The sequence below is a fragment of the Klebsiella sp. Shm-1 genome (assembly GCF_040804525.1).
In the GTDB taxonomy this organism is placed as follows: Bacteria; Pseudomonadota; Gammaproteobacteria; order Enterobacterales; family Enterobacteriaceae; genus Klebsiella; species Klebsiella pneumoniae.
Map to the genome: position 1 here is coordinate 3,741,043 of NZ_CP161823.1, position 23,339 is coordinate 3,764,381.

The window sequence follows — 23,339 nt, forward strand, 5'->3', positions numbered from 1 at the left end:
TTATGTCGTTTTCTACGACCGCGGTACGCTCTGTCGCCGTGCCCGGATTGTTGCTATTACTCGCCTTAGCCGCCGCGCTTAGCCTGACCATCGGCGCCAAATCGTTGCCGATCGGCACGGTATTCACCGCCTTCAGCGGAACCTGTCAAAGCGCTGATTGCACTATCGTGCTGGACGCGCGCCTGCCGCGCACTCTGGCCGGTCTGCTGGCCGGCGTCGCCCTCGGCCTCGCCGGCGCGCTGATGCAGACGCTCACCCGCAACCCGCTGGCCGACCCCGGCCTGCTGGGGGTCAACTCCGGCGCCAGCTTCGCCATCGTCCTCGGCGCGGCGCTGTTTGGGATCACTTCCCCGCAGGAGCAGCTGCTGCTGGCATTCTGCGGCGCGCTCTGCGCCTCGCTGCTGGTAGCCTTTACCGGCAGCCAGGGCGGCGGTCAGCTGAGCCCGGTGCGCCTCACTCTCGCCGGGGTCGCCCTTGCGGCGGTACTCGAGGGGCTGTCCAACGGCATCGCCCTGCTCAACCCGGACGTCTACGATCAGCTACGCTTCTGGCAGGCCGGTTCGCTGGATATCCGCACCCTGCAAACGCTGAAAATTGTCCTGCTGCCGGTAGTGGTGGCGGGGATCGCCGCTCTGCTGCTGAGCCGGGCGCTGAACAGCCTGAGCCTGGGCAACGATACCGCCACCGCCCTCGGCAGCCGCGTCGCCCGCACCCAGCTGATCGGCCTGATCGTCATCACCGTCCTGTGCGGCAGCGCCACCGCCGTCGTCGGCCCCATCGCCTTTATCGGCCTGATGATGCCGCATATGGCGCGCTGGCTGGTGGGGGCCGATCATCGCTGGTCGCTGCCGGTCACCCTGCTCGCCACCCCGGCCCTGCTGCTGTTTGCCGACGTGATTGGCCGCCTGCTGGTGCCCGGCGAACTGCGGGTATCGGTGGTGTGCGCCTTTCTCGGCGCGCCGGTGCTGATCTGGCTGGTGCGCCGCCAGCCGCGGGGAGGTGGCCTGTGATTGCCCCGTCCCGCCGCCTGATAGCCAGCTGTCTGCTGCTAATGGCCGCCAGCCTGCTGATTTCCCTGCTCGGGCTGGCGCAAGGCCCGGTGCCCCTGACGATTGACCAGGTGTTCTCGGCGCTGTTCGGCGATGCGCCGCGCAACGTCGCGATGGTGGTGAACGAATGGCGGCTGCCGCGGGTGTTAATGGCGCTGCTCATCGGCGCCGCGCTCGGCGTCAGCGGCGCCATTTTCCAGTCGCTGACCCGTAACCCGCTCGGCAGCCCGGACGTGATGGGCTTTAACACCGGCGCCTGGAGCGGCGTGCTGGTGGCAATGGTCCTCTTCGGCCAGAACCTGACGGCGATCGCCCTGGCGGCGATGGCCGGCGGGGTGCTGACCTCGCTGGTGGTCTGGCTGCTGGCCTGGCGCAACGGGATCGAAACCTTCCGCCTGATCATTATCGGCATCGGCGTGCGCGCCATGCTGGTGGCATTCAACACCTGGCTGCTGCTGCGCGCCTCGCTGGAGACCGCCCTTTCTGCGGGCCTGTGGAACGCCGGATCGCTTAACGGCCTGACCTGGGGTAAAACCTGGCCGTCGGCGCCGCTGATCCTGTTGATGCTGGTGGGCAGCGCCCTGCTGGTTCGCCGGATGCGGCTGCTGGAGATGGGCGACGATACCGCCTGCGCGCTGGGGGTGCAGGTCGAGCGTTCGCGCCTGCTGCTGATGCTGGTGGCGGTGGTGCTCACCGCCGCCTCGACGGCGCTGGCCGGGCCGATCTCATTTATCGCGCTGGTGGCGCCGCATATCGCCCGCCGCCTGAGCGGCACGGCCCGCTGGGGACTGACCCAGTCGGCCCTGTGCGGCGCGCTGCTGCTGGCGCTGGCCGATTACGGCGCCCAACGGCTGTTTATGCCGTGGCAGCTGCCGGTTGGCGTGTTAACCGTCAGCCTCGGCGGTATTTACCTTATTGCATTGTTGATTCAGGAGTCCCGCAAAAAATGAGTGCTGTCCCCTCCCGTTTGCGCGGCGAGCAGTTAACCCTGGCCTACGGGAACAAGACCATCGCCGAGTCGCTGAACGTGACCATCCCTGACGGTCACTTCACCGCCATTATCGGCCCCAACGGCTGCGGCAAGTCGACGCTATTGCGCACCCTCAGTCGCCTGATGACGCCCGCCAGCGGCCACGTCTGGCTCGACGGCGCGCAGATCCAGCAGTACGCCAGTAAAGAGGTTGCTCGCCGCATCGGGCTGCTGGCGCAGAATGCCACCACCCCTGGCGATATCACGGTGCAGGAGCTGGTGGCCCGCGGGCGCTATCCGCACCAGCCGCTGTTTACCCGCTGGCGCAAAGAAGATGAAGAGGCGGTGAACAAGGCGATGCGAGCGACCGGGATCAGCGATCTGGCGCTGCAGAGCGTCGACACGCTTTCCGGCGGCCAGCGGCAGCGGGCGTGGATTGCGATGGTGCTGGCCCAGGAAACGGCGATTATGCTGCTGGATGAGCCGACCACCTGGCTGGACATCAGCCATCAGATCGACCTGCTGGAACTGTTGAGTGAGCTGAATCGCGAGAAGGGCTATACCCTGGCGGCGGTGCTGCACGATCTTAACCAGGCCTGCCGCTACGCCACCCACCTGATCGCCCTGCGCGACGGCAGGATCGTCGCCGAGGGGGCGCCGAAGGAGATCGTCACCGCCGATCTGATTGAACGGATTTACGGTCTGCGCTGCACGATCATTGAAGATCCGGTGGCGCATACGCCGCTGGTGGTCCCGCTGGGCCGCCGGTAATCTCCTCTTTCCCCGGCTTGCGCTACGCTGAGCCGGGCTACCTGCTGTAGCCCGAACTCAACCGTTACCCCAGAATCTCCCTGACCACCGGACCGATGGCCTCAAAGGCCTGCGGGGAGATGATATCGACGTGGGCGCAGTTCTGGCTGAACACCTCCAGTTCCCCCACCCACGGGCCCCATACGACCTGCGGATCCATCCCCTCCTGCCGCGTCTTCTCCGCCACGAACAGCGTCGCCTTGCCGTCAAACTTCGCGCTATGCGCGGTGGTTAACAGCCGCACCGCATCGGCATAGTTGCCTTCGATGGCGCTGAACAGCTCGCCGGAGGCTTGCCCCTGCTGGGCGGCGAGGAACGCTTCGCGCTCGCGGTCGATCTCCGCCAGTACCTCGGGATCCAGCCCGTTGGCCTCTTTCTCCGCCCAGTTTTGCGTCTCCGGCGGCCAGGTATCCAGCAGGCCGAGGAAGGCCACCGCTTCGCCGCGCTGGCGCAAGCGGGCGGCAATCCCCTGGGCTAAGGTGCCGCCCAACGAATACCCGAACAGGTAATAAGGGCCGTGCGGCTGCTGCGCCAGCAGCGTGCGCAGATGATGCTCGCAGACCTCGTCGAGGCTGGCGGCGCTGGCCATCGGCCCCTGCGGGCGCGGCGACTGAATACCGGTAATTGACCAGCGCGGGCTGAGATAGCGCGCCAGCACGCTGAACTGCCAGGCGAAGCCGGAGGCCGGATGGAAGCAGAACAGCGTCGGACCGTCGCTCTCGCGCAGCGGCAGAAGCGTATCCAGCCCCAGGCGCTGAGCCTGCTCATCGCTGAGATCGGCGGCCAGCAGCGCGCTCAGTTTGCCCACCGTCGAGGCCACCATCACCTGCCCCGGGGTCACCTGCCGCGCCAGCTGGCGGCTGAGCTGTGCCGCCAGGCGCATCGCCAGCAGCGAATGACCGCCAAGGGCGAAGAAATCGGCGTCGATATCGTTCACCTCGCAGCCCAGCAGCTGGCTGAAGGCCGTGGCGACAAGGGTTTCCATCCCGGGCTCCGGCGGCCGGCCGCTGCGCTCCCCGCCGAGGGTCGGCAGCGGCAGCGCTTTGCGGTCCAGTTTGCCGTTGGCGCTCAGCGGCAGCTCAGCGAGCTGCATCAGCACCACCGGCACCATATGCGGCGGCAGCTGTTCCGCCAGTTGCGCTTTCAGCGCCGCGGTATCCAGCGGCAGGCCGGAGTCAGAGACCAGATAGCCCACCAGCTGTCGGGCATCGCCGCCGGTCGCCGCCGCCTGGTTGAAGACGCAGGCGTGACTCACCGCCTGCCCCACGTCCGGCAGGGCCGACATCACCCGATCAATCTCGCCAAGCTCGATGCGCTGCCCGCGGATCTTCAGCTGATCGTCGCTGCGGCCAAGGTACTCCACCGCGCCGTTCGCCAGCCAGCGCGCCACGTCGCCGGTGCGATACATCCGCTCGCCGGGGGCAAACGGGTCGGCGATAAAGCGGCTGGCGGTGAGATCCGGGCGCCCCAGATAGCCCTGCGCCAGCTGGATGCCGGTGAGATAAAGATCCCCCGCCACCCCCGGCGGCACCGGGCGCATCGCGGCATCGAGAATGCGCAGCCCGGTGTTCCACACCGGCCAGCCAATCGGCACGCTGCTGCCGGTCACGGCCGCCAGCTCAGGGCCGCAGGCCGGATACCAGCTGACGTCCACCGCCGCCTCCGTCGGGCCGTACAGGTTATGCAGCGGCGCGCCGGTCAAGCGCTCCCACTCGCGGCACAATTCCGTCGGCAGCGCTTCGCCGCTGCAGAATACCCGCCGCAGCGTGCGGCAGGCAGCGATGCTGTCGGCATCCAGCGAGGCGACAAACGCCGCCAGCATCGACGGCACAAAGTGGGTGGTGGTCACGCCGTAGCGGGCGAAGAACTGCTGCATCGCCTGCGGGTCGCGGTGCGCCTCCGGCTCGGCCATCACCAGCTGCGCGCCGGCGATAAACGGCCACCAGAATTCCCACACCGACACGTCGAAACTGCACGGCGTTTTCTGCGCCACCACGTCGTCGGCAGATAACGGATAGCGATCCTGCATCCACAGCAGGCGGTTGACGATGGCGGTCTGGCCGACCATCACCCCTTTCGGCCGCCCGGTGGAGCCGGAGGTAAAGATGATGTAGGCGGTATGGTCTGGTTTTGACACCGCCAGCGGCGCGTCATCCCCGGCGGCCAGCGGCTGCTGGTAGCAGAGGCTTTCCAGCCCCGGAATATCGCTGAAGCGGGCCAGCTGGTCCTCCGTGGCGATCAGCAGCGACGGCCGGGCGTCTTCCAGCATCATCCGCAGGCGGTCGTCCGGGTAGCCGGTGTCCAGCGGCAGCCAGGCGGCCCCCGCTTCGACAATGCCGTGCAGCGCCAGGGTCAGGAACACCGAGCGCGGCAGGGCCACCGCCACGCTGTCGCCCGGCTTCACGCCGCGCTGACGCAGCAGCTGCGCGAGCGCCACCACCTGCTGACGCATCTCGCGATAGCTGAACTGCCAGCGGGCGTCCGCCAGCGCCGGGGCATCCGGGGTCTTCCGCGCCTGGTCGGCCACCAGCGCGCTGAGGGTGGTGGCAGGCAGCGGCACAGCGGTATCGTTGACCGCCGCCAGCCGGGCCAGCTCGTCGGCGGAGAGCATCTCTGCTTCGCCGCAGCGCAGCGCCGGATCGGCGGCGAACTGCGCCAGCAGCGCGGTCAGTCGCGCCATGTGGCGACGGAGCTCGGCTTCGTCGTACCGGGCCTTGTTGGCGAGGATCTCCAGCGACAGCCCGCCGGTCTCATCCGGGAACAGCGCCAGCTCGAGATCGTTGACCGGGCCGGTGGCGAGGGTGTGGGTCACTGCCTGCACACCATCGATATCCAGCTGGTAATCAAAGACTTTGACGTTCAGCACCGGGCCGAACAGCAGTTCGTCCCCTGCCGCTTTGCCGCTGTCGCGGACGATCTGCTCGGCGTCATAGCGCTGATGGCGGCGCATCTTTTTCAGCTGAGCGGCGAGGCGCATCGCCAGGTCCGCCAGCGTCTCCCGGGCGTCAATATGCACCGCCAGAGGCAGGACATTGAGCACCGGCCCTGTCGAGGTCAGCGCGGCTGAACCCATCCGACGCATAAAGATAAAGCCCGCCGCGTAGTCCATCCGGTTGCACAGGCGCCCCAGCCACAGCGTGGTGAGCGCCAGCGCCAGGTCAGCGGGCTGACACTGCGGCGCATGGCTGGCCAGGCGGCGGAAGGCGTCGGCGTTCATCTCCAGCTTCATCCGCCAGATATCGCTCCCGGCGGCGCGTCCGCCCAGCGGCGCGGCAGAGAGTGAGGCAGGCGCCGGTAACGCCTGGCGCTGAGCCTGCCAGAAGGCTTTATCCCGCTGCCAGGCCTCGCTGCCGGCGTAGCGCTGGTACTCGTCCACCACCTCGGCGAAGGGGGTGAAAGGCGACTCAGGAGTGGCTTCCCCACGCTGCCAGGCGCGGTAAATGGCGGCGATCTGCCGAGTTATCGCCGGGAAGCTGAAGCCATCCACCAGCAAGTGGTGATAACGCTGATACCAGTACCAGCGGTCGTCGCCGACGCGCAGCAGCTGATGGCACACCAGCGGGTTGCCGCCGTCGACGCGCAGATCCTGCGCCAGATCCGCCTGCATCCGCTCCGTAGCGGCGCGATGCGGATCCGGCGCCGTCCGCAGGTCAATGATCGACGGTTCGGCAAAGGTGCGGTCGGCCGCCAGCCACTGCCAGACTTCCCCCTCCTCTTCCTCAAAGCGCAGGCTGAGGGTGTCCGCCTGCTGCAGACCGGCGACAATCGCTTTTCCCAGCAGCGTCGGATCGAGGGCGCCGCGTAGTTCAACATAGTGGGCTACGCTCCAGGCGCCTGGCAGAGTGGAGAGGCGCTCGGCCATCCAGATCCCCGGCTGCGCGGCAACCAGCGGTAAACGAGTGGTCATTGTCAGCTCCTTATGACGCATGATGGGCGGGGGTCAGTGTCGACCAGTTGGCCGCCAGCCAGGCGTTGCAGGCCTCGGCCGACTGCGGGGGGCACACCACCGTCCAGCCGGCAGGCAGGTCGCAGTGCGCCGGCCACAGGCTGTACTGCTGTTGATCATTGCGCAGAATGTAAAACTGCCCTTGCGGATTGTCGAAGGGGTTACTGAATTGCATATCAAACTCCTGTCGTAAAACGCGATGCTAAGGGTGCGACAGCAGAGGCTGCCAGAGCTGGATAAGCCCTGCCGTCAGCCCGCCGCGCCAGCAAAGCGCATCATGCCCGCCGTCAACCTGACGCCAGAAAATCGTCTGCTGTGTTGTGGTGAGTTGCGCCAGTAGCACCTGGTTCGCGCGAAAAATGATCGGTTCGCGTTGGCCCGCTTCCAGCCAGACGCGCAGCCCGGCCGCGGACACCTCACCCTGGCGAAGCTGTTCGCCGATAAAGCCCGTCCCGCGGCCATCACGGTGCGGCCACCAGTAGGAGCCTGACTGGCTGAGCACGCAGCCAAAGCGCTGCGGCCAGTTGAGAGCGGCGAACATCGCCGCCAGACCGCCGAAGCTTTGCCCGGCCACCACCGTCCGATCCGGGCGGTCGCTGAACGGGGCATAGCCGTGGACCAGCGGCAGGAGCTCCTCCTGCACCGCCAGCCAGAAATCGCGGTGACAGGGCAGCTCAACCCCGCGGCGCTGGTTGTCGATCGCGTCGATCAGCAGGTAGACCGCCGGCGGCAGTCTCCCCTCGCGGGTCAGGGCGGCCAGCGGCGACCACACCGGCATGCTCTCGGCCCAGAATTGGCCGTCGAGCAGGATCGCCAGCGGCCGCGTTTGCGGGTCGACAGCCTCGCCGGTGGTGTAGATCCAGACCCGGCGATGGTTGCCCAGACGCGCGCTGCGCCACTCAAGGCAACGGGCGGCAGGATGTGCCTCATTAAGCGGGTCCCAGCCAGGCTGCGCGGGGGCCTGCGGCATCTCCAGGGCGGACACGCCATGGCCGCGTCCGCCCCGCCAGCTGTGCGGGTTCAGCGGATCGGCTATCGCCCGCGGCAGCAGTTTGCGCCAGCCTTCGCGTAGCAGCGCGCGGTCGGGCGCATCAGCGCTGAACACCTCAGGGGAAAAATCATCGTCACGGTCGGAGGGAATAAAACAGTAGCTGCCGCGCCAGGTCGGCGACAGCGTAGTGCGCCAGAACCAGGCGTCGGTCCCGGGGAGACGTTGCAGCGATTGCGGCCGCGCATTCTGATGGTGGTCGGTCACGCCGGTGATATAGAGCCATACCCGACGATGGGGAGAGCAGGTTTCATCCCCCGCCGGGTCCCGCCACCAGAACGTTACCTCGATGGCGTCATCCACTGCGCGGCACTGCGGCCCCCGCAGGGTTTGCCACCACACCTCGCTTCCTGTCCTTAACATTCTGTCATTAACCCTATGTATAGCGTGACTTTTTTAATTAATTGTCATTATTTATTGATAATATTATTGATAACTATTTGCATTTGCAATAGCGTATTAGCGCGCCGTGGGAAGCGCGTCTTTCATCAGAACATGTCAAATCGGGCTTATTCAGCCAGCGACGGAGTGCCTTTGCCCGCTTTTGGCAACATTTATGCCGCCTCCCCTCCCGGTGGGAAGGGGCGTTTGGGGAACGTGGCGACAAAAAGCAGGAATAACAATGAATAACAGGATCAAATCCCTGGCCTTGCTGGTCAATCTGGGAATTTACGGGGTTGCTTTTCCGTTAAGCGCAGCGGAAACCGCCACCGACGATAAAAACAGCGCCGCTGAAGAGACCATGGTGGTCACCGCCGCCGAGCAGAACCTGCAGGCGCCGGGCGTCTCCACCATCACCGCCGATGAGATCCGCAAACGCCCCCCGGCGCGCGACGTCTCGGAGATCATTCGCACCATGCCGGGGGTCAACCTGACCGGCAACTCCACCAGCGGCCAGCGCGGCAACAACCGCCAGATTGATATCCGCGGCATGGGCCCGGAAAATACCCTGATCCTGATCGACGGCAAGCCGGTCACCAGCCGCAACTCCGTGCGCCTTGGCTGGCGCGGCGAGCGCGACACCCGCGGCGATACCAGCTGGGTGCCGCCGGAGATGATCGAACGTATCGAAGTGATTCGCGGCCCGGCCGCCGCCCGCTACGGCAACGGCGCCGCCGGCGGCGTGGTGAATATCATCACCAAAAAAACCGGCGATGAGTGGCACGGCTCATGGAACACCTATATGAACGCCCCGGAGCACAAGGATGAAGGCTCCACCAAACGCACTAACTTCAGCCTCAGCGGCCCGCTGGGCGGCGATTTCAGCTTCCGCCTGTTCGGTAATCTCGACAAAACGCAGGCCGACGCCTGGGATATCAACCAGGGCCATCAGTCCGAACGTACCGGGATCTATGCCGACACCCTGCCGGCCGGGCGCGAAGGGGTGAAAAACAAAAACATCGATGGTCTGGTGCGCTGGGAATTCGCTCCGATGCAGTCGCTGGAGTTTGAGGCCGGCTACAGCCGCCAGGGCAACCTCTACGCTGGCGACACCCAGAACACCAACACCAACGACCTGGTAAAAGAGAACTACGGTAAAGAGACCAACCGTCTGTATCGCAACACCTACTCGGTTACCTGGAACGGCGCCTGGGACAACGGGGTGACCACCAGCAACTGGGCGCAGTACGAACGCACCCGCAACTCGCGCAAAGGCGAAGGCCTGGCCGGCGGCACCGAGGGGATCTTTAACAGCAACCAGTTCACGGATATCGATCTGGCGGATGTGATGCTGCACAGCGAAGTCAGCATTCCCTTCGACTATCTGGTTAATCAGAACCTGACGCTGGGCAGCGAGTGGAATCAACAGCGGATGAAGGATAACGCGTCCAACACCCAGGCGCTGTCGGGAGGCGAAATTCCGGGCTACGACAGCACCGGCCGCAGCCCGTACTCGCAGGCGGAAATCTTCTCGCTGTTCGCCGAGAACAACATGGAGCTGACCGACACCACCATGCTGACTCCGGCGCTGCGTTTCGATCATCACAGCATTGTCGGCAATAACTGGAGCCCGTCCCTCAACCTGTCGCAGGGCCTGTGGGATGACTTCACGCTGAAGATGGGCATCGCCCGCGCCTATAAAGCGCCGAGCCTGTATCAGACCAACCCGAACTACATTCTCTACAGTAAAGGCCAGGGCTGCTACGCCAGTAAAGACGGCTGCTATCTGCAGGGTAATGACGACTTAAAAGCCGAGACCAGCATCAACAAAGAGATTGGCCTCGAGTTTAAACGCGACGGCTGGCTGGCGGGCGTCACCTGGTTCCGCAACGACTACCGCAACAAGATTGAAGCGGGCTATGCCCCGGTCTATCAAAACAATAAAGGTACCGATCTCTACCAGTGGGAAAACGTGCCGAAAGCGGTGGTGGAAGGTCTGGAGGGGACGTTGAACGTTCCGGTGAGCGAGACCGTCAACTGGACCAACAACATCACCTATATGCTGCAGAGTAAGAACAAAGAGACCGGCGATCGTCTGTCGATTATCCCGGAATACACGCTGAACTCCACCCTGAGCTGGCAGGTTCGCGATGACGTTTCGCTGCAGTCGACCTTCACCTGGTACGGCAAGCAGGAGCCGAAGAAGTACAACTACAAGGGTCAACCGGTCACCGGCAGCGAGAAGAACGAGGTTAGCCCCTACAGCATCCTCGGCCTGAGCGCGACCTGGGACGTCACCAAATACGTCAGTCTGACCGGCGGCGTGGATAACGTCTTCGATAAGCGCCACTGGCGCGCGGGCAACGCCCAGACCACCGGGGGCGCCACCGGCACGATGTACGGCGCCGGCGCCGAGACCTACAATGAATCGGGCCGCACCTGGTACCTGAGCGTCAACACCCACTTCTGATAGCGGGTTCTCCCTCCCCCGCCCTTGCTGGACAAAGGGCGGGGGCAACCGCGGTAACCTTACCCTATGCGCCACCATCGCACCGCATTGCCTCTGGCCGGCTATACCATCCAGCAGATCGACTTCGACCCGGCGACTTTCCAGCCTGAAGATCTGTTCTGGCTGCCCTATCACGCCAGCCTGACCGGGTGGGGCCGCAAGCGGCAGGCGGAGCACCTGGCCGGACGCATCGCCGCGGCATACGCCCTGCGCGAGGTGGGGGAGAAACGGCTTCCCGCCATCGGCGATCGGCGCCAGCCGCTGTGGCCCACGCCCTGGTTCGGCAGCATAAGTCATTGCGGCCAGCGCGCGCTGGCGGTGATCGCCGATCGGCCGGTGGGCGTCGATATCGAGCGCCGGTTTACCCCACAGCTGGCCGCGGAGCTGGAGAGCAGCATTATCAGCCCGGCGGAAAAAACGGCGCTGCTGCGCAGCGGCCTGCCCTACCCGCTGGCGCTGACGCTGGCGTTTTCGGCAAAAGAGAGTGGGTTTAAGGCCTGCCATCCCGACGTACAGGCGGGCGTCGGTTTTAACGATTTTACGCTGGCTGCAATAAAGGAAGGAAATCTGCGTCTTCGGCTCTCCACCGTGGAGTATCGGCTGCAATGGATTCAGGCAGGGGAATACATCATCACGCTCTGCGCGCCGTAAAAAAACCCGCGCGGCATTCCGCACGGGTTATCGGTTTTAGACGGCGAAAAATCAGCGCATTTTCTGCGCCAGCTCCGCGACGGAAGCGGCATCGAAACCGTGGTGTTTACGCAGCCAGCCGCGATCTGCCGCCGCCGCATACTCACCATCCGGGATCCCCAGACGTTTGAGCGGGATACCCACCCCAGCCTCAGCTAATACTTCCGCCACCAGGCTTCCCACCCCGCCGTTGACGTTATGCTCCTCCACCGTAATCACCGCTTTGCACGGCTTCAGCGCCGCCAGCAGCGCGGCGGTATCGCAGGGGCGAAGAGATGGCACGCTCACCACTTTGGCCTGAATCCCCGCGTCGGCCAGCATCTGCGCCGCATCGACGATCTCATGCACCGTCGAGCCGGTGGCCACCAGCGCGATATCATCGCCTTCCCTCAGCGTGACGATCGCGCCCGGTACAAAGCGATAGCTTTCTTCGTGCAGTTCCGGCAGCGCCTTGCCATCGAGGCGAATATAGACCGGCCCCTGATAACCGATGGCGTAATCAATAATCTGCCGACATTCGCGCGGCGAGGACGGGGCGAAAATCTGGATATTGCCGAAGCCGCGCATCACCGCCAGATCGTCAATGGCATGGTGGGTGCTGGCCAGCGGGCCGTAGCTGGCTCCGGCGTTAAGGCCAAACAGCTTGACGTTGGTGTTGTTGTAACAGACATCCACTTTGATTTGCTCATTGGCCCGCGAGATAAGAAACGGCGCGGCGTTACAGGTCACAGCCACTTTTCCGCCCAGCGCCAGACCGGCGGCGGTGCCGACCATGCTCTGCTCGGCGATGCCGACGTTCACCAGCCGGCCGGGGAACTGTTTAATAAACGGCGCGATTTTGGCCGTTGACGTGGAGTCGGCTACCACCGGCACCAGATCGACGCCGCGCTCCACGGCGGCGATAAAGGCTTCGACCATGACGTTAGCCAGGTGTTCTGCATTACTCATCTTTCAGTTCCTCCAGTGCCAGTGCAATTTCTTCGCCTTTCGGCACCCGGTGGTGCCACTCCGGGCGCCCCTGGATAAAGGAAATACCGGCACCTTTCGTGGTGTTGGCAATAATAACGTTGGGTTTACCTTCCTGCTTCAACCCCTCGATGACCGAGACCACCGAGGCCATGTCGTTACCCTGGCATTCGCTGACTTCCATACCGAAGGCGCGCCATTTATCGGCCAGCGGATCGGTATTCATGATTTCGCGCGTCGGCCCGGCCAGCTGGAGGTTGTTCTTATCATTAATAATGACCAGATTATCCAGGCCGTAATGTGCAGCCGCCAGGGCGGCTTCCCAGTTACTGCCTTCCGCCAGTTCGCCGTCGCCGGTGATCAAAAAAATGCGGCGGGTGCTGTTGCTTTTCTTCGCGGCCAGCGCCAGCCCCACCGCAACAGGCAAACCGTGGCCCAGCGCGCCGGTGTTGAGCTCGATGCCCGGCGTTTTTTGCCGCACCGGGTGGCCGGGGAGATGGGAATTGGCATGCTGGTAGGTCTCCAGCCACTCGACCGGGAAGAAGCCGGCTTCCGCCAGGACGCAGTAGTAGCAGCCCACGGCGTGGCCTTTCGACTGGATGTAGATATCGCGCTGCGGGTCGTCGAGCCGGTCCGGCGCGACGTTAAGGACGCGGAAATAGAGCGCGGTTAACAGTTCGACCTGCGAAAGGTCAGCCCCGGTGTGGCCGCCGGCCGGACTATTGGCGTTTAAGCGCACAATATGGCGCCGCACCGCGCGGGCTTTACGCTCCAGCGTCTGAATATCATATCTGTAGGGATTCATTTCACACCTCTGAATTTATTTTCAGCATGGAATATTTATTCCAGCAAGGACTAAAAAAACCAGATATCCCTATGCCGGGTGGTAAGCCTTCTGCCACAGCGCCCTACTCAGGAACATTCTGCCTCCCGCTCCAGGCGAAGCCCGGATAAACACATTGACTCGAAATCGCCTTGAATATATATTCAATAATGATTCTTTATTCGATTATGGCCTGGCTGTTTTGTTTTTGTCCATAGTCGATTTTGAGGATTGGCAAAAGTTAGACGCCTGTCACACTTAAGTCTGATTTTTTTTCGCGTATGATAAAAGTCACTACGATAATGGCTGCAGCTAACCGCCTGAAGAAAGGCGATAAATGATTTTCGAGGATTAATATGGCTAAGCAGGATGAACAACGGCTATTGGTTAAGATTGCCACGCTTTACTATCTGGAAGGACGAAAGCAGTCTGATATCGCCCAACTTCTCTCGCTGTCTCAGTCATTTGTCTCCCGCGCCATTACCCGCTGCCAGAAAGAAGGCGTCGTCAAGATCAGCGTCGTTCAGCCGTCCAACATCTTTCTGAAGCTCGAAAAAGGGCTTGAGGATCGCTACGGCCTTAAGCAGGCGGTGGTGGTGGATACCGAGGAAGAGGCCAGCGATCATACCATCAAGCGGGCGATTGGCTCCGCCGCCGCCCACTATCTGGAAACCCGGCTGCGGCCAAAAGATCTGATTGGCGTCTCCTCGTGGAGCTCAACCATTCGCGCGATGGTCGATGAAGTTCATGCGCAAAACCTGAAAGCCAGCGGCGTGATCCAACTGCTCGGCGGCGTCGGGCCAAACGGTAACGTGCAGGCGACGATTCTTACCCAGACCCTCGCCCAGCGCCTGAATTGCGACGCCTGGCTGCTGCCGTCACAGAGCATCGAAGGATCCATGGAGGAGCGCAACCGGCTGCTGGCCAGCAAAGACGTCGCTGACGTGGTGTCGCGCTTTGATGAAGTGGATATCGCCATCGTCGGCATCGGCATTCTCGAACCCTCTCAACTGCTGAAAACCTCCGGTAACTACTATCACGAAGATATGCTGCAGGTGCTGGCGGCGCGCGGCGCAGTGGGTGATATCTGCCTGCACTACTACGACAAAAACGGCCATCCGGTGTTACGCGATGATGAAGATCCGGTGATCGGTATGGCGCTGGAGAAGGTCAAAAAATGCCCGAACGTGGTCGCGCTGGCCGGCGGTACCGACAAAGTCGCGGCCATCAAAGGCGCCCTCACCGGCGGCTACATTGATGTTTTAATCACCGATTACCCTACCGCTCGCATGCTGGTTAGCGACTAACCTGCCGCGCTGCTTTTCCTCTCTGCCGCCCTGACGTGCTTTTTTAGCTTCAGGGCTGGCTCTGTTAATACATTTAAATTCAATCAGTTAATCAACCACTCCAGCCGCCTATCGCCGCTTTCGCCGATCGGCGAAATGTGATTGCCAGCACAATTGATGATTTTTCCGGTAGCCCGTCACCGGGTTTGTGGCTTAAGGTATCAAATAAATAATCACTATCGAATATATATTCAGTGATTAAAAAGATGATAATGAAATGTCACAACATGGCCTGCACAGACGCAGGAGACGGTGGGAGATATTCCTCGTCTTCGCGGTTCCAGGACACCGAGTGACCGAGGAGAGCACGATGCAGGCGACAGCAAAAGAGTTCATCATTGCCCTGGATGAAGGCACCACCAACGCCAAAGCGGTGGTGCTGGATAGCCGGGGCAAAGTTATCGTCAAATTCTCGCAGCCGCTGGCGATCCAAACGCCGCGCGACGGCTGGGTGGAGCAATCGGGCGAAGCGCTGGTTACCGCCTCACTGACGGTGATCGCCAGCGCGGTGGCCCACGTTGGCGCGGAAAACGTCGCCGCGCTGGCTATCAGCAACCAGCGGGAAACCGCCATCGGCTGGTATCGCGACAGCGGCGAACCGATTAACGCGGCCATTACCTGGCAATGCACCCGCAGCGCCGCGTTCTGCGACACGCTGCGTCACGATCGTCAGGAACAGCACATTAAGCGTGCCACCGGCCTGCCAATCGCCCCGCTGTTCTCGGCCTCCAAAATGCGCTGGCTGCTGGATGCGACTGTCGATGGCCGCCTGCGCGCCGAACGCGGTGAAATTTGCCTCGGCACCATCGACAGCTGGCTGCTGTGGAATCTGACTGCTGGAGAAGCCTTCTGCTGCGACTACTCCAATGCCTCCCGCACCCAGCTGCTGAACCTGCACCGCGGCGAGTGGGACGACGAGATGCTGGCGCTGTTCGGCATTCCGCGCGCGGCGTTGCCGGAAATTAAACCGTCGAGCGGCCTCTTCGGCCATACCAAAGGACTGGCCGCCATTCCGGACGGTATTCCGATCATGTCGATGATCGGCGACTCCCACGCCGCGCTGTTCGGCCACGCGCTCGGCGAGGCAGGCTGCGTCAAAGCCACCTACGGCACCGGCTCTTCGGTCATGGCCCCGGTCAAATCGGCGCAGTGCGATATCGACGCGCTGGCGACCACCGTCGCCTGGCACGATGGCGACCAGCTGGTGTGGGGCCTGGAAGGGAATATTCCCCACACCGGCGATGCTGTCGCCTGGATGGCGGACAGCACCGGACTGAGCGAACTCTCTGCCGCCGAGCTGGCCCATGAGCTGAATACCCTCCCCGCCTCCGTCGACTCAACCCTCGGGGTCTACTTCGTGCCGGCGCTGACCGGTCTTGGCGCGCCCTGGTGGGATGACAGCGCCCGCGGCGTGATTTGCGGCCTGAGTCGCGGGGTGAAACGCGCGCATCTGATCCGTGCGGCGCTGGAGTCCATCACCTATCAGATAGCCGACGTGGTGGTGGCGATGCGTCAGCATGAGGAGTTCACCCTGACGGCGTTGATGGTGGACGGCGGGCCGACCAACAATGACTGGCTGATGCAATACCAGGCCGATCTGCTCGGCTGCCCGGTGATGCGCAGCGACGTGCCGGAGCTGTCCGCCATCGGCGCGGCGTTGCTGGCACGCAAAGCGCTCCATCCGGGATCGACCGCCGATCTGCAGGCCTTCTTAACCGAACATAGCACCTTTCAGCCCGACATGGCCCGCCACCAGCGCTTACAAACGCGCTGGCAGGAGTGGCGCCATGCGGTCGACCGAACATTATGGAAACCGGACTCGCCAGCCTGACCGCCAGACTGCGCGACGACACGCATTCACTTATCACAGGAGAAACCCGGCCCATAACGATATCGCTATCCCCGAATACATTAGGGGAAATTTCAGACCGTAAAAGCCTGCCCGCTCAGGGGCTCATTTGTTCGAATATAAAAATACAGGAACAGAGTCATGAAATTACGTATAACCCTTTTAACCGCTGCGACCCTGACCGCCTTCTCCTTTGCCGCGCACGCCGCGGAGAAAGGCACCATTATGATCATGGTCAACTCGCTGGATAACCCGTATTACGCCTCGGAAGCCAAAGGCGCCAGCGAAAAAGCGCAAGCTCTCGGCTACAAAACCACCGTGCTGTCCCATGGCGAAGATGTCAAAAAGCAGAATGAGCTTATCGACACCGCGATTGGTAAAAAAGTGCAGGGCATTATTCTCGATAACGCTGACTCCACCGCCAGCGTCGCCGCCGTTGAAAAAGCCAAAAAAGCGGGCATTCCGGTGGTCTTAATTAACCGCGAAATTCCGGTTGATGATGTGGCACTGGAACAAATTACCCACAATAACTTCCAGGCCGGCTCTGAGGTCGCCAACGTCTTCGTCGAGAAAATGGCGGAGAAAGGCAAATACGCCGAGCTGACCTGCAACCTTGCCGATAATAACTGCGTCACCCGTTCTAAATCTTTCCATCAGGTCATTGACCAATATCCGGATATGGTCAGCGTGGCGAAACAGGATGCCAAAGGCACCCTGATCGACGGCAAACGCATCATGGACAGCATCCTGCAGGCGCACCCCGACGTGAAAGGCGTCATCTGTGGCAACGGGCCGGTAGCCCTTGGCGCGATTGCGGCGCTGAAAGCGGCCAACCGTAGCGATGTAATTGTCGTCGGCATCGACGGCAGCAACGATGAGCGCGACGCCGTGAAAGCCGGCACCCTGCAGGCAACCGTGATGCTGCAGGCGCAGGCCATCGCCGCTCAGGGCGTCACCGATCTGGATAACTACCTGCAAAAAGGCGAGAAGCCGGCGAAGCAGCGCGTGATGTTCCGCGGCATTCTGATTACTCAGGATAACGCCGATAAAGTCCAGGATTTCAACATTAAGTCCTGAGTTCGGGTGGTTGCGCCCCTGCGGGGGCGCAGAGGAGAGCATTATGTTTAAGAAAACCTGTCTGACGCTGGCCGTACTGGCGCTAGGGGGCTGTCGCATCGTCTCGCAGCAGGAGCTGGCAGACCTGAAATCCCCGCCCAACCCGCATATGGCGAATATGGATAAAACCTGGCAGCAGAGCATCGTACCGCAGGTGGTGACGAAAGCGCGTCCGGCGGCGGAACTGATGAGCGCGCTCAAGGCGGCAAAAGACATTGATAGCGCCTGTAAAACCCTCGGCTACCGTGCGCAGGATGAAAACCCCTGCATCTTCTACGTCAAGGTTTCAGGTACCGTCAGCAAACTCGATACCGCCTCGCGCAGCGGCAAAATGACCTTGACCGACGCCAGCGTCGGGAAGGTGACGGTGCAGATTGGCCCTACCCTGCGCGGCACCCAGCTGCGCGACGGCTACAGCGGCGCCAGCTATCAGGACTTTAATGACCAGGTGCTGTTCGGCGAGTACAGCAAGAATATCAACAGTCAGGCGGTCAAAATGATTCAGACAGCCAACGTCAAAACCGGCGACAGCGTGGAGGTGTACGGCGTCTTCTCGGCCTGGGATATTCCACAAACTCTCCCGGAAATTACCCCGGCGAAAATCATTCATACAGGGGGACAATAATATGGCGCCGCACGATCTCGTCGCTTCCCAGCCCGTTGAGTCCGAAGTGATTATCGAAACCCGCGGCCTGTCGCGCGTCTATCCCGGCGTAACCGCCCTGGATAATGTCAATTACCGGGTCTATCGAAATAAGGTCAACGTGCTGATCGGAGAAAATGGTGCGGGTAAATCCACCATGATGAAAATGCTTGCCGGCGTTGAAACGCCCTCCTCCGGGCAAATTATCCTCGATGGTGAAGCAGTTTCATTACAGTCGACGCATCAGGCAGAAAAACTGGGCATCAGTATTATTTTTCAGGAACTGAATTTATTTCCCAATATGAATGTGATGGACAACATCTTCATGGCGAATGAATTCTTTCAGAAAGGACGCATTAACGAAAAATACCAGTACGCGCTGGCCAAATCGCTGCTGGAACGGCTGGAGCTGGATGTCGATCCTTACGCTCCGCTGGGTGAACTCGGTATCGGCCACCAGCAGTTAGTCGAGATTGCCCGCGCCCTGTCGAAAGACACCCGCGTGCTGATCATGGACGAGCCCACCTCGGCGCTGAGCCAGTCTGAGGTCAATGTGCTGTTCAAGGTGATCGCGCAGCTTAAGCGCCGCGGCGTGACCATCATCTATATCTCGCATCGCCTCGAAGAGCTGATGGAGATTGGCGACAACATCACCATTTTCCGCGACGGTCGCTTTATCAGCGAGCGTCACGTCAGCGACGCCAGCGTACCGTGGATCATCGAGCAGATGGTCGGTGATAAGAAAAAACACTTTGATTATCAACCGGCGCCAAAAGGCGACGCAGTGCTTGACGTCAAAGGGCTGACCGCGCTGCATCCCAGCGGCGGTTACAAGCTCAATGACGTCACCTTCACCCTCAGCAAAGGCGAAGTGATCGGTATTTACGGCCTGCTGGGCGCCGGGCGCACCGAGCTGTTTAAAGGCCTGGTCGGCTTGATGCCCTGCCAGCGCGGCGAGGTGCATCTTAACGGCGAAAGCATCGGCAAATCTCGCTTTCAACAGCGCCTGAAAAAGGGGCTGGCGCTGGTGCCGGAGGACCGTCAGGGCGAAGGCGTGGTGCAGATGATGTCGATTCAGGCCAACATGACGCTCTCTGATTTCAGCCTGCAGGGGTTCCGCCGCGCCTGGCGCTGGTTGAACCCGCAAAAAGAAGAGACCTGCGTGAAAGAGATGATCCAGCAGCTGGCGATCAAGGTCAGCGACGCCACATTGCCCATCACCTCGCTGAGCGGCGGCAATCAACAAAAAGTGGTGCTGGGTAAAGCGCTGATGACCCAGCCGCAGGTGGTGTTCCTCGACGAACCGACGCGCGGCATCGACGTCGGCGCGAAAACCGACGTCTATCACCTGATCGGCAAAATGGCTCAGCAGGGGCTGGCGGTGATGTTCTCATCTTCGGAACTGGATGAGGTGATGGCCCTGGCCGACCGCATCCTGGTGATGGCCGATGGCCGCATTACCGCCGATTTACCGCGCCATGCGGTGACCCGCGAACAGTTAATCGCGGCTTCAACACCTCAAGATTAATCAGGCTGGAATCCATCATGAACCAGAAATATATGATTTATATGTACCTGCTGAAGGCCCGCACCTTTATCGCCCTCCTGCTGGTGATCGCGTTCTTCAGCGTGATGGTACCCAACTTCCTGACCGCCTCTAACCTGCTGATCATGACCCAGCACGTGGCGATCACCGGCCTGCTGGCCATCGGCATGACGCTGGTCATTCTCACCGGCGGCATTGATTTGTCCGTCGGCGCGGTGGCGGGGATCTGCGGCATGGTCGCGGGCGCGCTGCTGACCAACGGCCTGCCGCTGTGGAACGGCGATATCCTCTTCTTTAATGTCCCGGAGGTGATCCTCTGCGTGGCGATCTTCGGTGTGCTGGTCGGTCTGGTCAACGGCGCGGTGATCACCCGCTTCGGCGTGGCGCCGTTTATCTGCACCTTAGGCATGATGTACGTCGCCCGCGGCTCCGCGCTGCTGTTTAACGACGGGAGCACCTACCCGAATCTCAACGGCATGGAAGCGCTGGGCAACACCGGTTTCGCCACCCTCGGATCCGGCACCCTGCTCGGCGTCTATCTGCCGATCTGGCTGATGATCGGCTTCCTCGTGCTGGGCTACTGGCTGACCACTAAAACGCCGCTTGGCCGCTACATCTACGCCATCGGCGGCAATGAGTCTGCCGCCCGCCTCGCCGGCGTGCCGATCGTGAAAGCGAAAATATTCGTCTATGCCTTCTCCGGCCTGTGCGCGGCGTTTGTCGGCCTGATCGTCGCATCACAGCTGCAAACCGCGCACCCGATGACCGGCAACATGTTTGAGATGGACGCCATCGGCGCCACCGTGCTCGGCGGTACCGCGCTGGCCGGCGGCCGCGGCCGGGTGACCGGGTCAATTATCGGCGCCTTCGTCATCGTCTTCCTTGCCGACGGCATGGTGATGATGGGCGTCAGCGACTTCTGGCAGATGGTGATTAAAGGCGTGGTGATTGTCACCGCTGTGGTCGTCGACCAGTTCCAGCAGAAGCTGCAGAGCAAGGTCATCCTGATGCGCCGCCACGAGGAAAAACTGGCCGCCATCCCCCCCAACGGCGCCACCTCCAGCTAACCGGCAACGATTCACATCTTCCGCCGGGCCTGGTGCCCGGCTCAGCGAAAGGGAAAAAATATGCAACGAGATTTCCAGAACAAAACGGTGGTGATCACCGGCGCCTGCCGCGGCATCGGCGCAGGCATTGCCGAGCGCTTTGCCCGCGACGGCGCGAATCTGGTGATGGTCTCCAACGCCGAGCGCGTTCACGAGACCGCCGAAACCCTGCGTCAGCGCTATCAGGCGGATATTTTATCGCTGCAGGTCGATGTCACCGATGAAGCCCAGGTTCAGGGGCTATATGAGCAGGCCGCCGCGCGCTTCGGCACCATCGACGTCTCCATTCAGAACGCCGGGGTGATCACCATCGATTACTACGACCGGATGCCAAAAGCCGATTTCGAAAAAGTGCTGGCGGTCAACACCACCGGCGTGTGGCTGTGCTGCCGCGAGGCGGCCAAATATATGGTGAAACAGAATCACGGCAGCCTGATCAACACCTCTTCCGGCCAGGGGCGACAGGGGTTTATCTACACGCCGCACTACGCCGCCAGCAAAATGGGCGTGATCGGCATTACCCAAAGCCTGGCGCACGAGCTGGCACCGTGGAATATCACCGTCAACGCCTTCTGCCCCGGCATCATTGAGAGCGAGATGTGGGATTACAACGACCGCGTGTGGGGCGAAATTCTCAGCACCGAGCAGAAGCGCTACGGCAAGGGCGAACTGATGGCGGAATGGGTCGAAGGGATCCCAATGAAACGCGCCGGTAAGCCGGAAGACGTGGCCGGGCTGGTGGCCTTCCTCGCCTCCGACGACGCGCGCTATCTCACCGGGCAGACCATCAATATCGATGGCGGTTTGATTATGTCGTAATCCCCGCGGGTTAGCGGGCCCCATCGCCCGAATAAGGCGTCCCGAATTGGCGCTACCACTCCGGGACGGCCCCCCGGTGGCGCTACGCTTACCGGGGCTACGTAACACCGCCGAAAGGTAGCCCGGATAAGGCGCGGCGCACCACCATCCGGGAAGCCAGGCTCCCGACGTTCGACACTATATTGAAGAGAATAAACATTATGATCGGTAAAGACTTTGCACAACACCTATTTAGCCTGCGGGATCGCGTCGCCTTCGTCACCGGCGCCGGCAGCGGCATCGGACAGACCATCGCCTGCAGCCTCGCCAGCGCGGGTGCACGGGTAGTCTGTTTTGATCTTCGCGACGACGGCGGGCTGGCGGAAACGGTCAGCCATATTGAATCCATCGGCGGTCAGGCTTGCTCTTATAACGGCGATGTCCGCCAGATTGCCGACCTGCGCGCCGCCGTCGCGCTGGCCAAAAGCCGCTATGGCCGCCTCGATATCGCCGTTAACGCCGCCGGGATCGCCAACGCCAATCCGGCCCTGGAGATGGAGAGCGAGCAATGGCAGCGGGTGATCGATATCAATCTCACTGGCGTATGGAACTCCTGCAAAGCGGAAGCGGAACTGATGCTGGAGTCCGGCGGCGGGTCGATTATCAATATCGCCTCGATGTCGGGGATTATTGTTAACCGCGGCCTCGACCAGGCGCATTACAACTGCTCCAAAGCCGGCGTGATCCATCTGTCGAAAAGCCTGGCGATGGAGTGGGTGGGCAAAGGGATCCGCGTCAATTCCATCAGTCCGGGATATACCGCCACGCCGATGAATACCCGTCCGGAGATGGTGCACCAGACCCGCGAGTTTGAAAGCCAGACGCCGATGCAGCGGATGGCGAAGGTGGAAGAGATGGCCGGCCCGGCGCTGTTCCTCGCCAGCGACGCCGCCTCGTTCTGCACCGGCGTAGACCTGGTGGTCGACGGCGGGTTTGTCTGCTGGTGATCCTCTCCTGCTTCAGGGCGCCACGCTGCGGCGCCCCTCTCCACCCCTGCCGTTAACCCAGCGGATACTGTTGAAACGCCGGCAGCGCCTCCCCCTTCTCCGCCAGCGCGCGAATATGCGGAAACGCCGCGGCCGACACCACCGCCGGGATCATCAACTGGATAAAGGACCAGACCACCGTGCTGGTGACCAGCACCTGATCCGGCTGCGCGGCGGCGGCGCGGTCTGCCAGCCGGGCGTCCCACTCCCGACAGGCGGCCAGCAGCTGGCCGGTCACCCGGGCTACCCACGGCTGATGCTGCTTCTCTTCCGGCCGCAGACGGTACTCATAAACATGCTGGACCGCTTTTTCACAGGCGGCGAGGATCACCCCCAGCAGGTGCAGATCGCGGGCCAGCGCCTCGGGATGCGCGGGAAGCAGCCGGCGCCCGGCCGGATTGGTCGTTTCGAAATAGTGGAGGATCAGCGTGGAGTCCATCAGCTGCGTCCCGTTATCGAGCACCACCGTCGGCGCCTTGACCACCGGATTAATGCGGGAAAATTCGTCAAAGCCGCTAAAGACCGATAGCGGCAGGCTCTCGAATTCCACGCCATAGAGCGCCAGAGAAACCGCCACGCGTCTTACATAAGGTGAATCCATCATACCAATGAGTTTCATCGTCACTCCTGCCTGCGATAAAGAGGTTGCGGCTTTACCTTACTGGAAAACCGATGCCGCGAATATCACCAGATACTT

Annotated in this window: 19 protein-coding genes; 13 read left to right on the forward strand and 6 right to left on the reverse strand. The window is 62.0% G+C overall.

Features of this window, described 5'->3' with window-relative positions; translation table 11 throughout:
• The first annotated feature begins 2 nt into the window (after positions 1 to 2).
• The 3 genes from fepD to fepC are packed head-to-tail and all read left to right on the forward strand — an operon-like array spanning position 3 to position 2,790.
• Positions 3 to 1,010: a Fe(3+)-siderophore ABC transporter permease gene (fepD, locus tag AB1E37_RS18470; RefSeq protein WP_004151662.1), complete on the forward strand. Its 1,008-nt coding sequence runs from the start codon at positions 3 to 5 to the stop codon at positions 1,008 to 1,010.
• On the forward strand, positions 1,007 to 1,999 hold the full coding sequence (gene fepG, locus AB1E37_RS18475; RefSeq protein ID WP_004147521.1) for an iron-enterobactin ABC transporter permease: 993 nt from the start codon (positions 1,007 to 1,009) through the stop codon (positions 1,997 to 1,999). The genes fepD and fepG overlap by 4 nt, the downstream gene beginning before the upstream one ends.
• Entirely contained in the window at positions 1,996 to 2,790 is a 795-nt protein-coding gene (gene fepC / locus AB1E37_RS18480) for an iron-enterobactin ABC transporter ATP-binding protein (RefSeq protein WP_002893737.1), read from the forward strand. The genes fepG and fepC overlap by 4 nt, the downstream gene beginning before the upstream one ends.
• 64 nt (positions 2,791 to 2,854) lie before the next feature.
• On the opposite strand, the gene entF is transcribed toward fepC, so the two are convergent.
• Genes entF through fes form a run of 3 tightly spaced genes read right to left on the reverse strand, consistent with a single transcriptional unit; the run spans position 2,855 to position 8,186 of the window.
• Positions 2,855 to 6,736 (reverse strand): enterobactin non-ribosomal peptide synthetase EntF, encoded by a 3,882-nt coding sequence (gene entF, locus AB1E37_RS18485; RefSeq protein WP_029884208.1) that lies wholly within the window; start codon positions 6,734 to 6,736, stop codon positions 2,855 to 2,857.
• Positions 6,737 to 6,746: 10 nt separating this feature from the next.
• Positions 6,747 to 6,950: an MbtH family NRPS accessory protein gene (locus AB1E37_RS18490; RefSeq protein ID WP_004176919.1), complete on the reverse strand. Its 204-nt coding sequence runs from the start codon at positions 6,948 to 6,950 to the stop codon at positions 6,747 to 6,749.
• 27 nt (positions 6,951 to 6,977) lie between these two features.
• Positions 6,978 to 8,186: an enterochelin esterase gene (gene fes, locus AB1E37_RS18495; protein WP_284302726.1), complete on the reverse strand. Its 1,209-nt coding sequence runs from the start codon at positions 8,184 to 8,186 to the stop codon at positions 6,978 to 6,980.
• Positions 8,187 to 8,445: 259 nt separating this feature from the next.
• Here fes and fepA point away from each other — a divergent pair, with 259 nt between their 5' ends.
• Positions 8,446 to 10,674 carry a siderophore enterobactin receptor FepA gene (gene fepA / locus AB1E37_RS18500; protein WP_029884206.1) on the forward strand — a complete coding sequence of 743 codons (2,229 nt, stop codon included), beginning with the start codon at positions 8,446 to 8,448 and terminating at the stop codon, positions 10,672 to 10,674.
• Positions 10,675 to 10,740: 66 nt separating this feature from the next.
• Positions 10,741 to 11,364 (forward strand): enterobactin synthase subunit EntD, encoded by a 624-nt coding sequence (gene entD / locus AB1E37_RS18505; protein ID WP_025862089.1) that lies wholly within the window; start codon positions 10,741 to 10,743, stop codon positions 11,362 to 11,364.
• 51 nt (positions 11,365 to 11,415) lie between these two features.
• Here the strand turns inward: entD and AB1E37_RS18510 are convergent, their stop codons facing one another.
• Together AB1E37_RS18510 and AB1E37_RS18515 are read right to left on the reverse strand one after the other, a co-directional pair.
• Positions 11,416 to 12,351 carry a transketolase family protein gene (locus tag AB1E37_RS18510; RefSeq protein ID WP_004223565.1) on the reverse strand — a complete coding sequence of 312 codons (936 nt, stop codon included), beginning with the start codon at positions 12,349 to 12,351 and terminating at the stop codon, positions 11,416 to 11,418.
• Entirely contained in the window at positions 12,344 to 13,174 is an 831-nt protein-coding gene (locus AB1E37_RS18515; protein WP_002893603.1) for a transketolase, read from the reverse strand. Before AB1E37_RS18515 ends, AB1E37_RS18510 begins: the two co-directional genes overlap by 8 nt.
• A gap of 374 nt (positions 13,175 to 13,548) precedes the next feature.
• On the opposite strand from AB1E37_RS18515, the gene AB1E37_RS18520 reads away from it, so the two are divergent.
• The 8 genes from AB1E37_RS18520 (at position 13,549) to AB1E37_RS18555 (ending at position 22,603) form a co-directional block, all read left to right on the forward strand.
• Positions 13,549 to 14,499 carry a sugar-binding transcriptional regulator gene (locus AB1E37_RS18520; protein WP_002893602.1) on the forward strand — a complete coding sequence of 317 codons (951 nt, stop codon included), beginning with the start codon at positions 13,549 to 13,551 and terminating at the stop codon, positions 14,497 to 14,499.
• A gap of 349 nt (positions 14,500 to 14,848) precedes the next feature.
• Positions 14,849 to 16,369: a glycerol kinase GlpK gene (locus AB1E37_RS18525; protein WP_004191412.1), complete on the forward strand. Its 1,521-nt coding sequence runs from the start codon at positions 14,849 to 14,851 to the stop codon at positions 16,367 to 16,369.
• A gap of 159 nt (positions 16,370 to 16,528) precedes the next feature.
• Positions 16,529 to 17,464: a D-ribose ABC transporter substrate-binding protein gene (locus AB1E37_RS18530; protein ID WP_002893597.1), complete on the forward strand. Its 936-nt coding sequence runs from the start codon at positions 16,529 to 16,531 to the stop codon at positions 17,462 to 17,464.
• Between the two features lie 43 nt (positions 17,465 to 17,507).
• The gene (locus AB1E37_RS18535) at positions 17,508 to 18,128 is read left to right on the forward strand and encodes a DUF2291 family protein (RefSeq protein ID WP_004223554.1); all 621 of its coding nucleotides are present in this window, start codon (positions 17,508 to 17,510) and stop codon (positions 18,126 to 18,128) included.
• A 1-nt stretch (position 18,129) separates the two neighbouring features.
• Complete coding sequence (locus AB1E37_RS18540; protein WP_032447405.1) at positions 18,130 to 19,674, forward strand: sugar ABC transporter ATP-binding protein; 1,545 nt, start codon at positions 18,130 to 18,132, stop codon at positions 19,672 to 19,674.
• Between the two features lie 17 nt (positions 19,675 to 19,691).
• On the forward strand, positions 19,692 to 20,759 hold the full coding sequence (locus AB1E37_RS18545) for an ABC transporter permease (RefSeq protein ID WP_002893591.1): 1,068 nt from the start codon (positions 19,692 to 19,694) through the stop codon (positions 20,757 to 20,759).
• Positions 20,760 to 20,819: 60 nt separating this feature from the next.
• The gene (locus AB1E37_RS18550) at positions 20,820 to 21,617 is read left to right on the forward strand and encodes an SDR family oxidoreductase (RefSeq protein WP_002893589.1); all 798 of its coding nucleotides are present in this window, start codon (positions 20,820 to 20,822) and stop codon (positions 21,615 to 21,617) included.
• A 200-nt stretch (positions 21,618 to 21,817) separates the two neighbouring features.
• Entirely contained in the window at positions 21,818 to 22,603 is a 786-nt protein-coding gene (locus AB1E37_RS18555; protein ID WP_004151668.1) for an SDR family oxidoreductase, read from the forward strand.
• A gap of 52 nt (positions 22,604 to 22,655) precedes the next feature.
• On the opposite strand, the gene AB1E37_RS18560 is transcribed toward AB1E37_RS18555, so the two are convergent.
• Positions 22,656 to 23,261, reverse strand: coding sequence for a glutathione S-transferase (locus AB1E37_RS18560; RefSeq protein ID WP_032447404.1), 606 nt, complete (start codon positions 23,259 to 23,261; stop codon positions 22,656 to 22,658).
• Positions 23,262 to 23,339: the final 78 nt, after the last annotated feature.

Bases quoted from the DNA above. Each gene is read 5' to 3' on its own strand.
- fepD (WP_004151662.1), top strand. From the start codon at position 3: ATGTCGTTTTCTACGACCGCGGTACGCTCTGTCGCCGTGCCCGGATTG.
- fepC (WP_002893737.1), top strand. From the start codon at position 1,996: ATGAGTGCTGTCCCCTCCCGTTTGCGCGGCGAGCAGTTAACCCTGGCC.
- entF (WP_029884208.1), bottom strand. From the start codon at position 6,736: ATGACCACTCGTTTACCGCTGGTTGCCGCGCAGCCGGGGATCTGGATG.
- AB1E37_RS18490 (WP_004176919.1), bottom strand. From the start codon at position 6,950: ATGCAATTCAGTAACCCCTTCGACAATCCGCAAGGGCAGTTTTACATT.
- fes (WP_284302726.1), bottom strand. From the start codon at position 8,186: ATGTTAAGGACAGGAAGCGAGGTGTGGTGGCAAACCCTGCGGGGGCCG.
- fepA (WP_029884206.1), top strand. From the start codon at position 8,446: ATGAATAACAGGATCAAATCCCTGGCCTTGCTGGTCAATCTGGGAATT.
- entD (WP_025862089.1), top strand. From the start codon at position 10,741: ATGCGCCACCATCGCACCGCATTGCCTCTGGCCGGCTATACCATCCAG.
- AB1E37_RS18510 (WP_004223565.1), bottom strand. From the start codon at position 12,351: ATGAGTAATGCAGAACACCTGGCTAACGTCATGGTCGAAGCCTTTATC.
- AB1E37_RS18515 (WP_002893603.1), bottom strand. From the start codon at position 13,174: ATGAATCCCTACAGATATGATATTCAGACGCTGGAGCGTAAAGCCCGC.
- AB1E37_RS18520 (WP_002893602.1), top strand. From the start codon at position 13,549: ATGGCTAAGCAGGATGAACAACGGCTATTGGTTAAGATTGCCACGCTT.
- AB1E37_RS18525 (WP_004191412.1), top strand. From the start codon at position 14,849: ATGCAGGCGACAGCAAAAGAGTTCATCATTGCCCTGGATGAAGGCACC.
- AB1E37_RS18530 (WP_002893597.1), top strand. From the start codon at position 16,529: ATGAAATTACGTATAACCCTTTTAACCGCTGCGACCCTGACCGCCTTC.
- AB1E37_RS18535 (WP_004223554.1), top strand. From the start codon at position 17,508: ATGTTTAAGAAAACCTGTCTGACGCTGGCCGTACTGGCGCTAGGGGGC.
- AB1E37_RS18540 (WP_032447405.1), top strand. From the start codon at position 18,130: ATGGCGCCGCACGATCTCGTCGCTTCCCAGCCCGTTGAGTCCGAAGTG.
- AB1E37_RS18545 (WP_002893591.1), top strand. From the start codon at position 19,692: ATGAACCAGAAATATATGATTTATATGTACCTGCTGAAGGCCCGCACC.
- AB1E37_RS18550 (WP_002893589.1), top strand. From the start codon at position 20,820: ATGCAACGAGATTTCCAGAACAAAACGGTGGTGATCACCGGCGCCTGC.
- AB1E37_RS18555 (WP_004151668.1), top strand. From the start codon at position 21,818: ATGATCGGTAAAGACTTTGCACAACACCTATTTAGCCTGCGGGATCGC.
- AB1E37_RS18560 (WP_032447404.1), bottom strand. From the start codon at position 23,261: ATGAAACTCATTGGTATGATGGATTCACCTTATGTAAGACGCGTGGCG.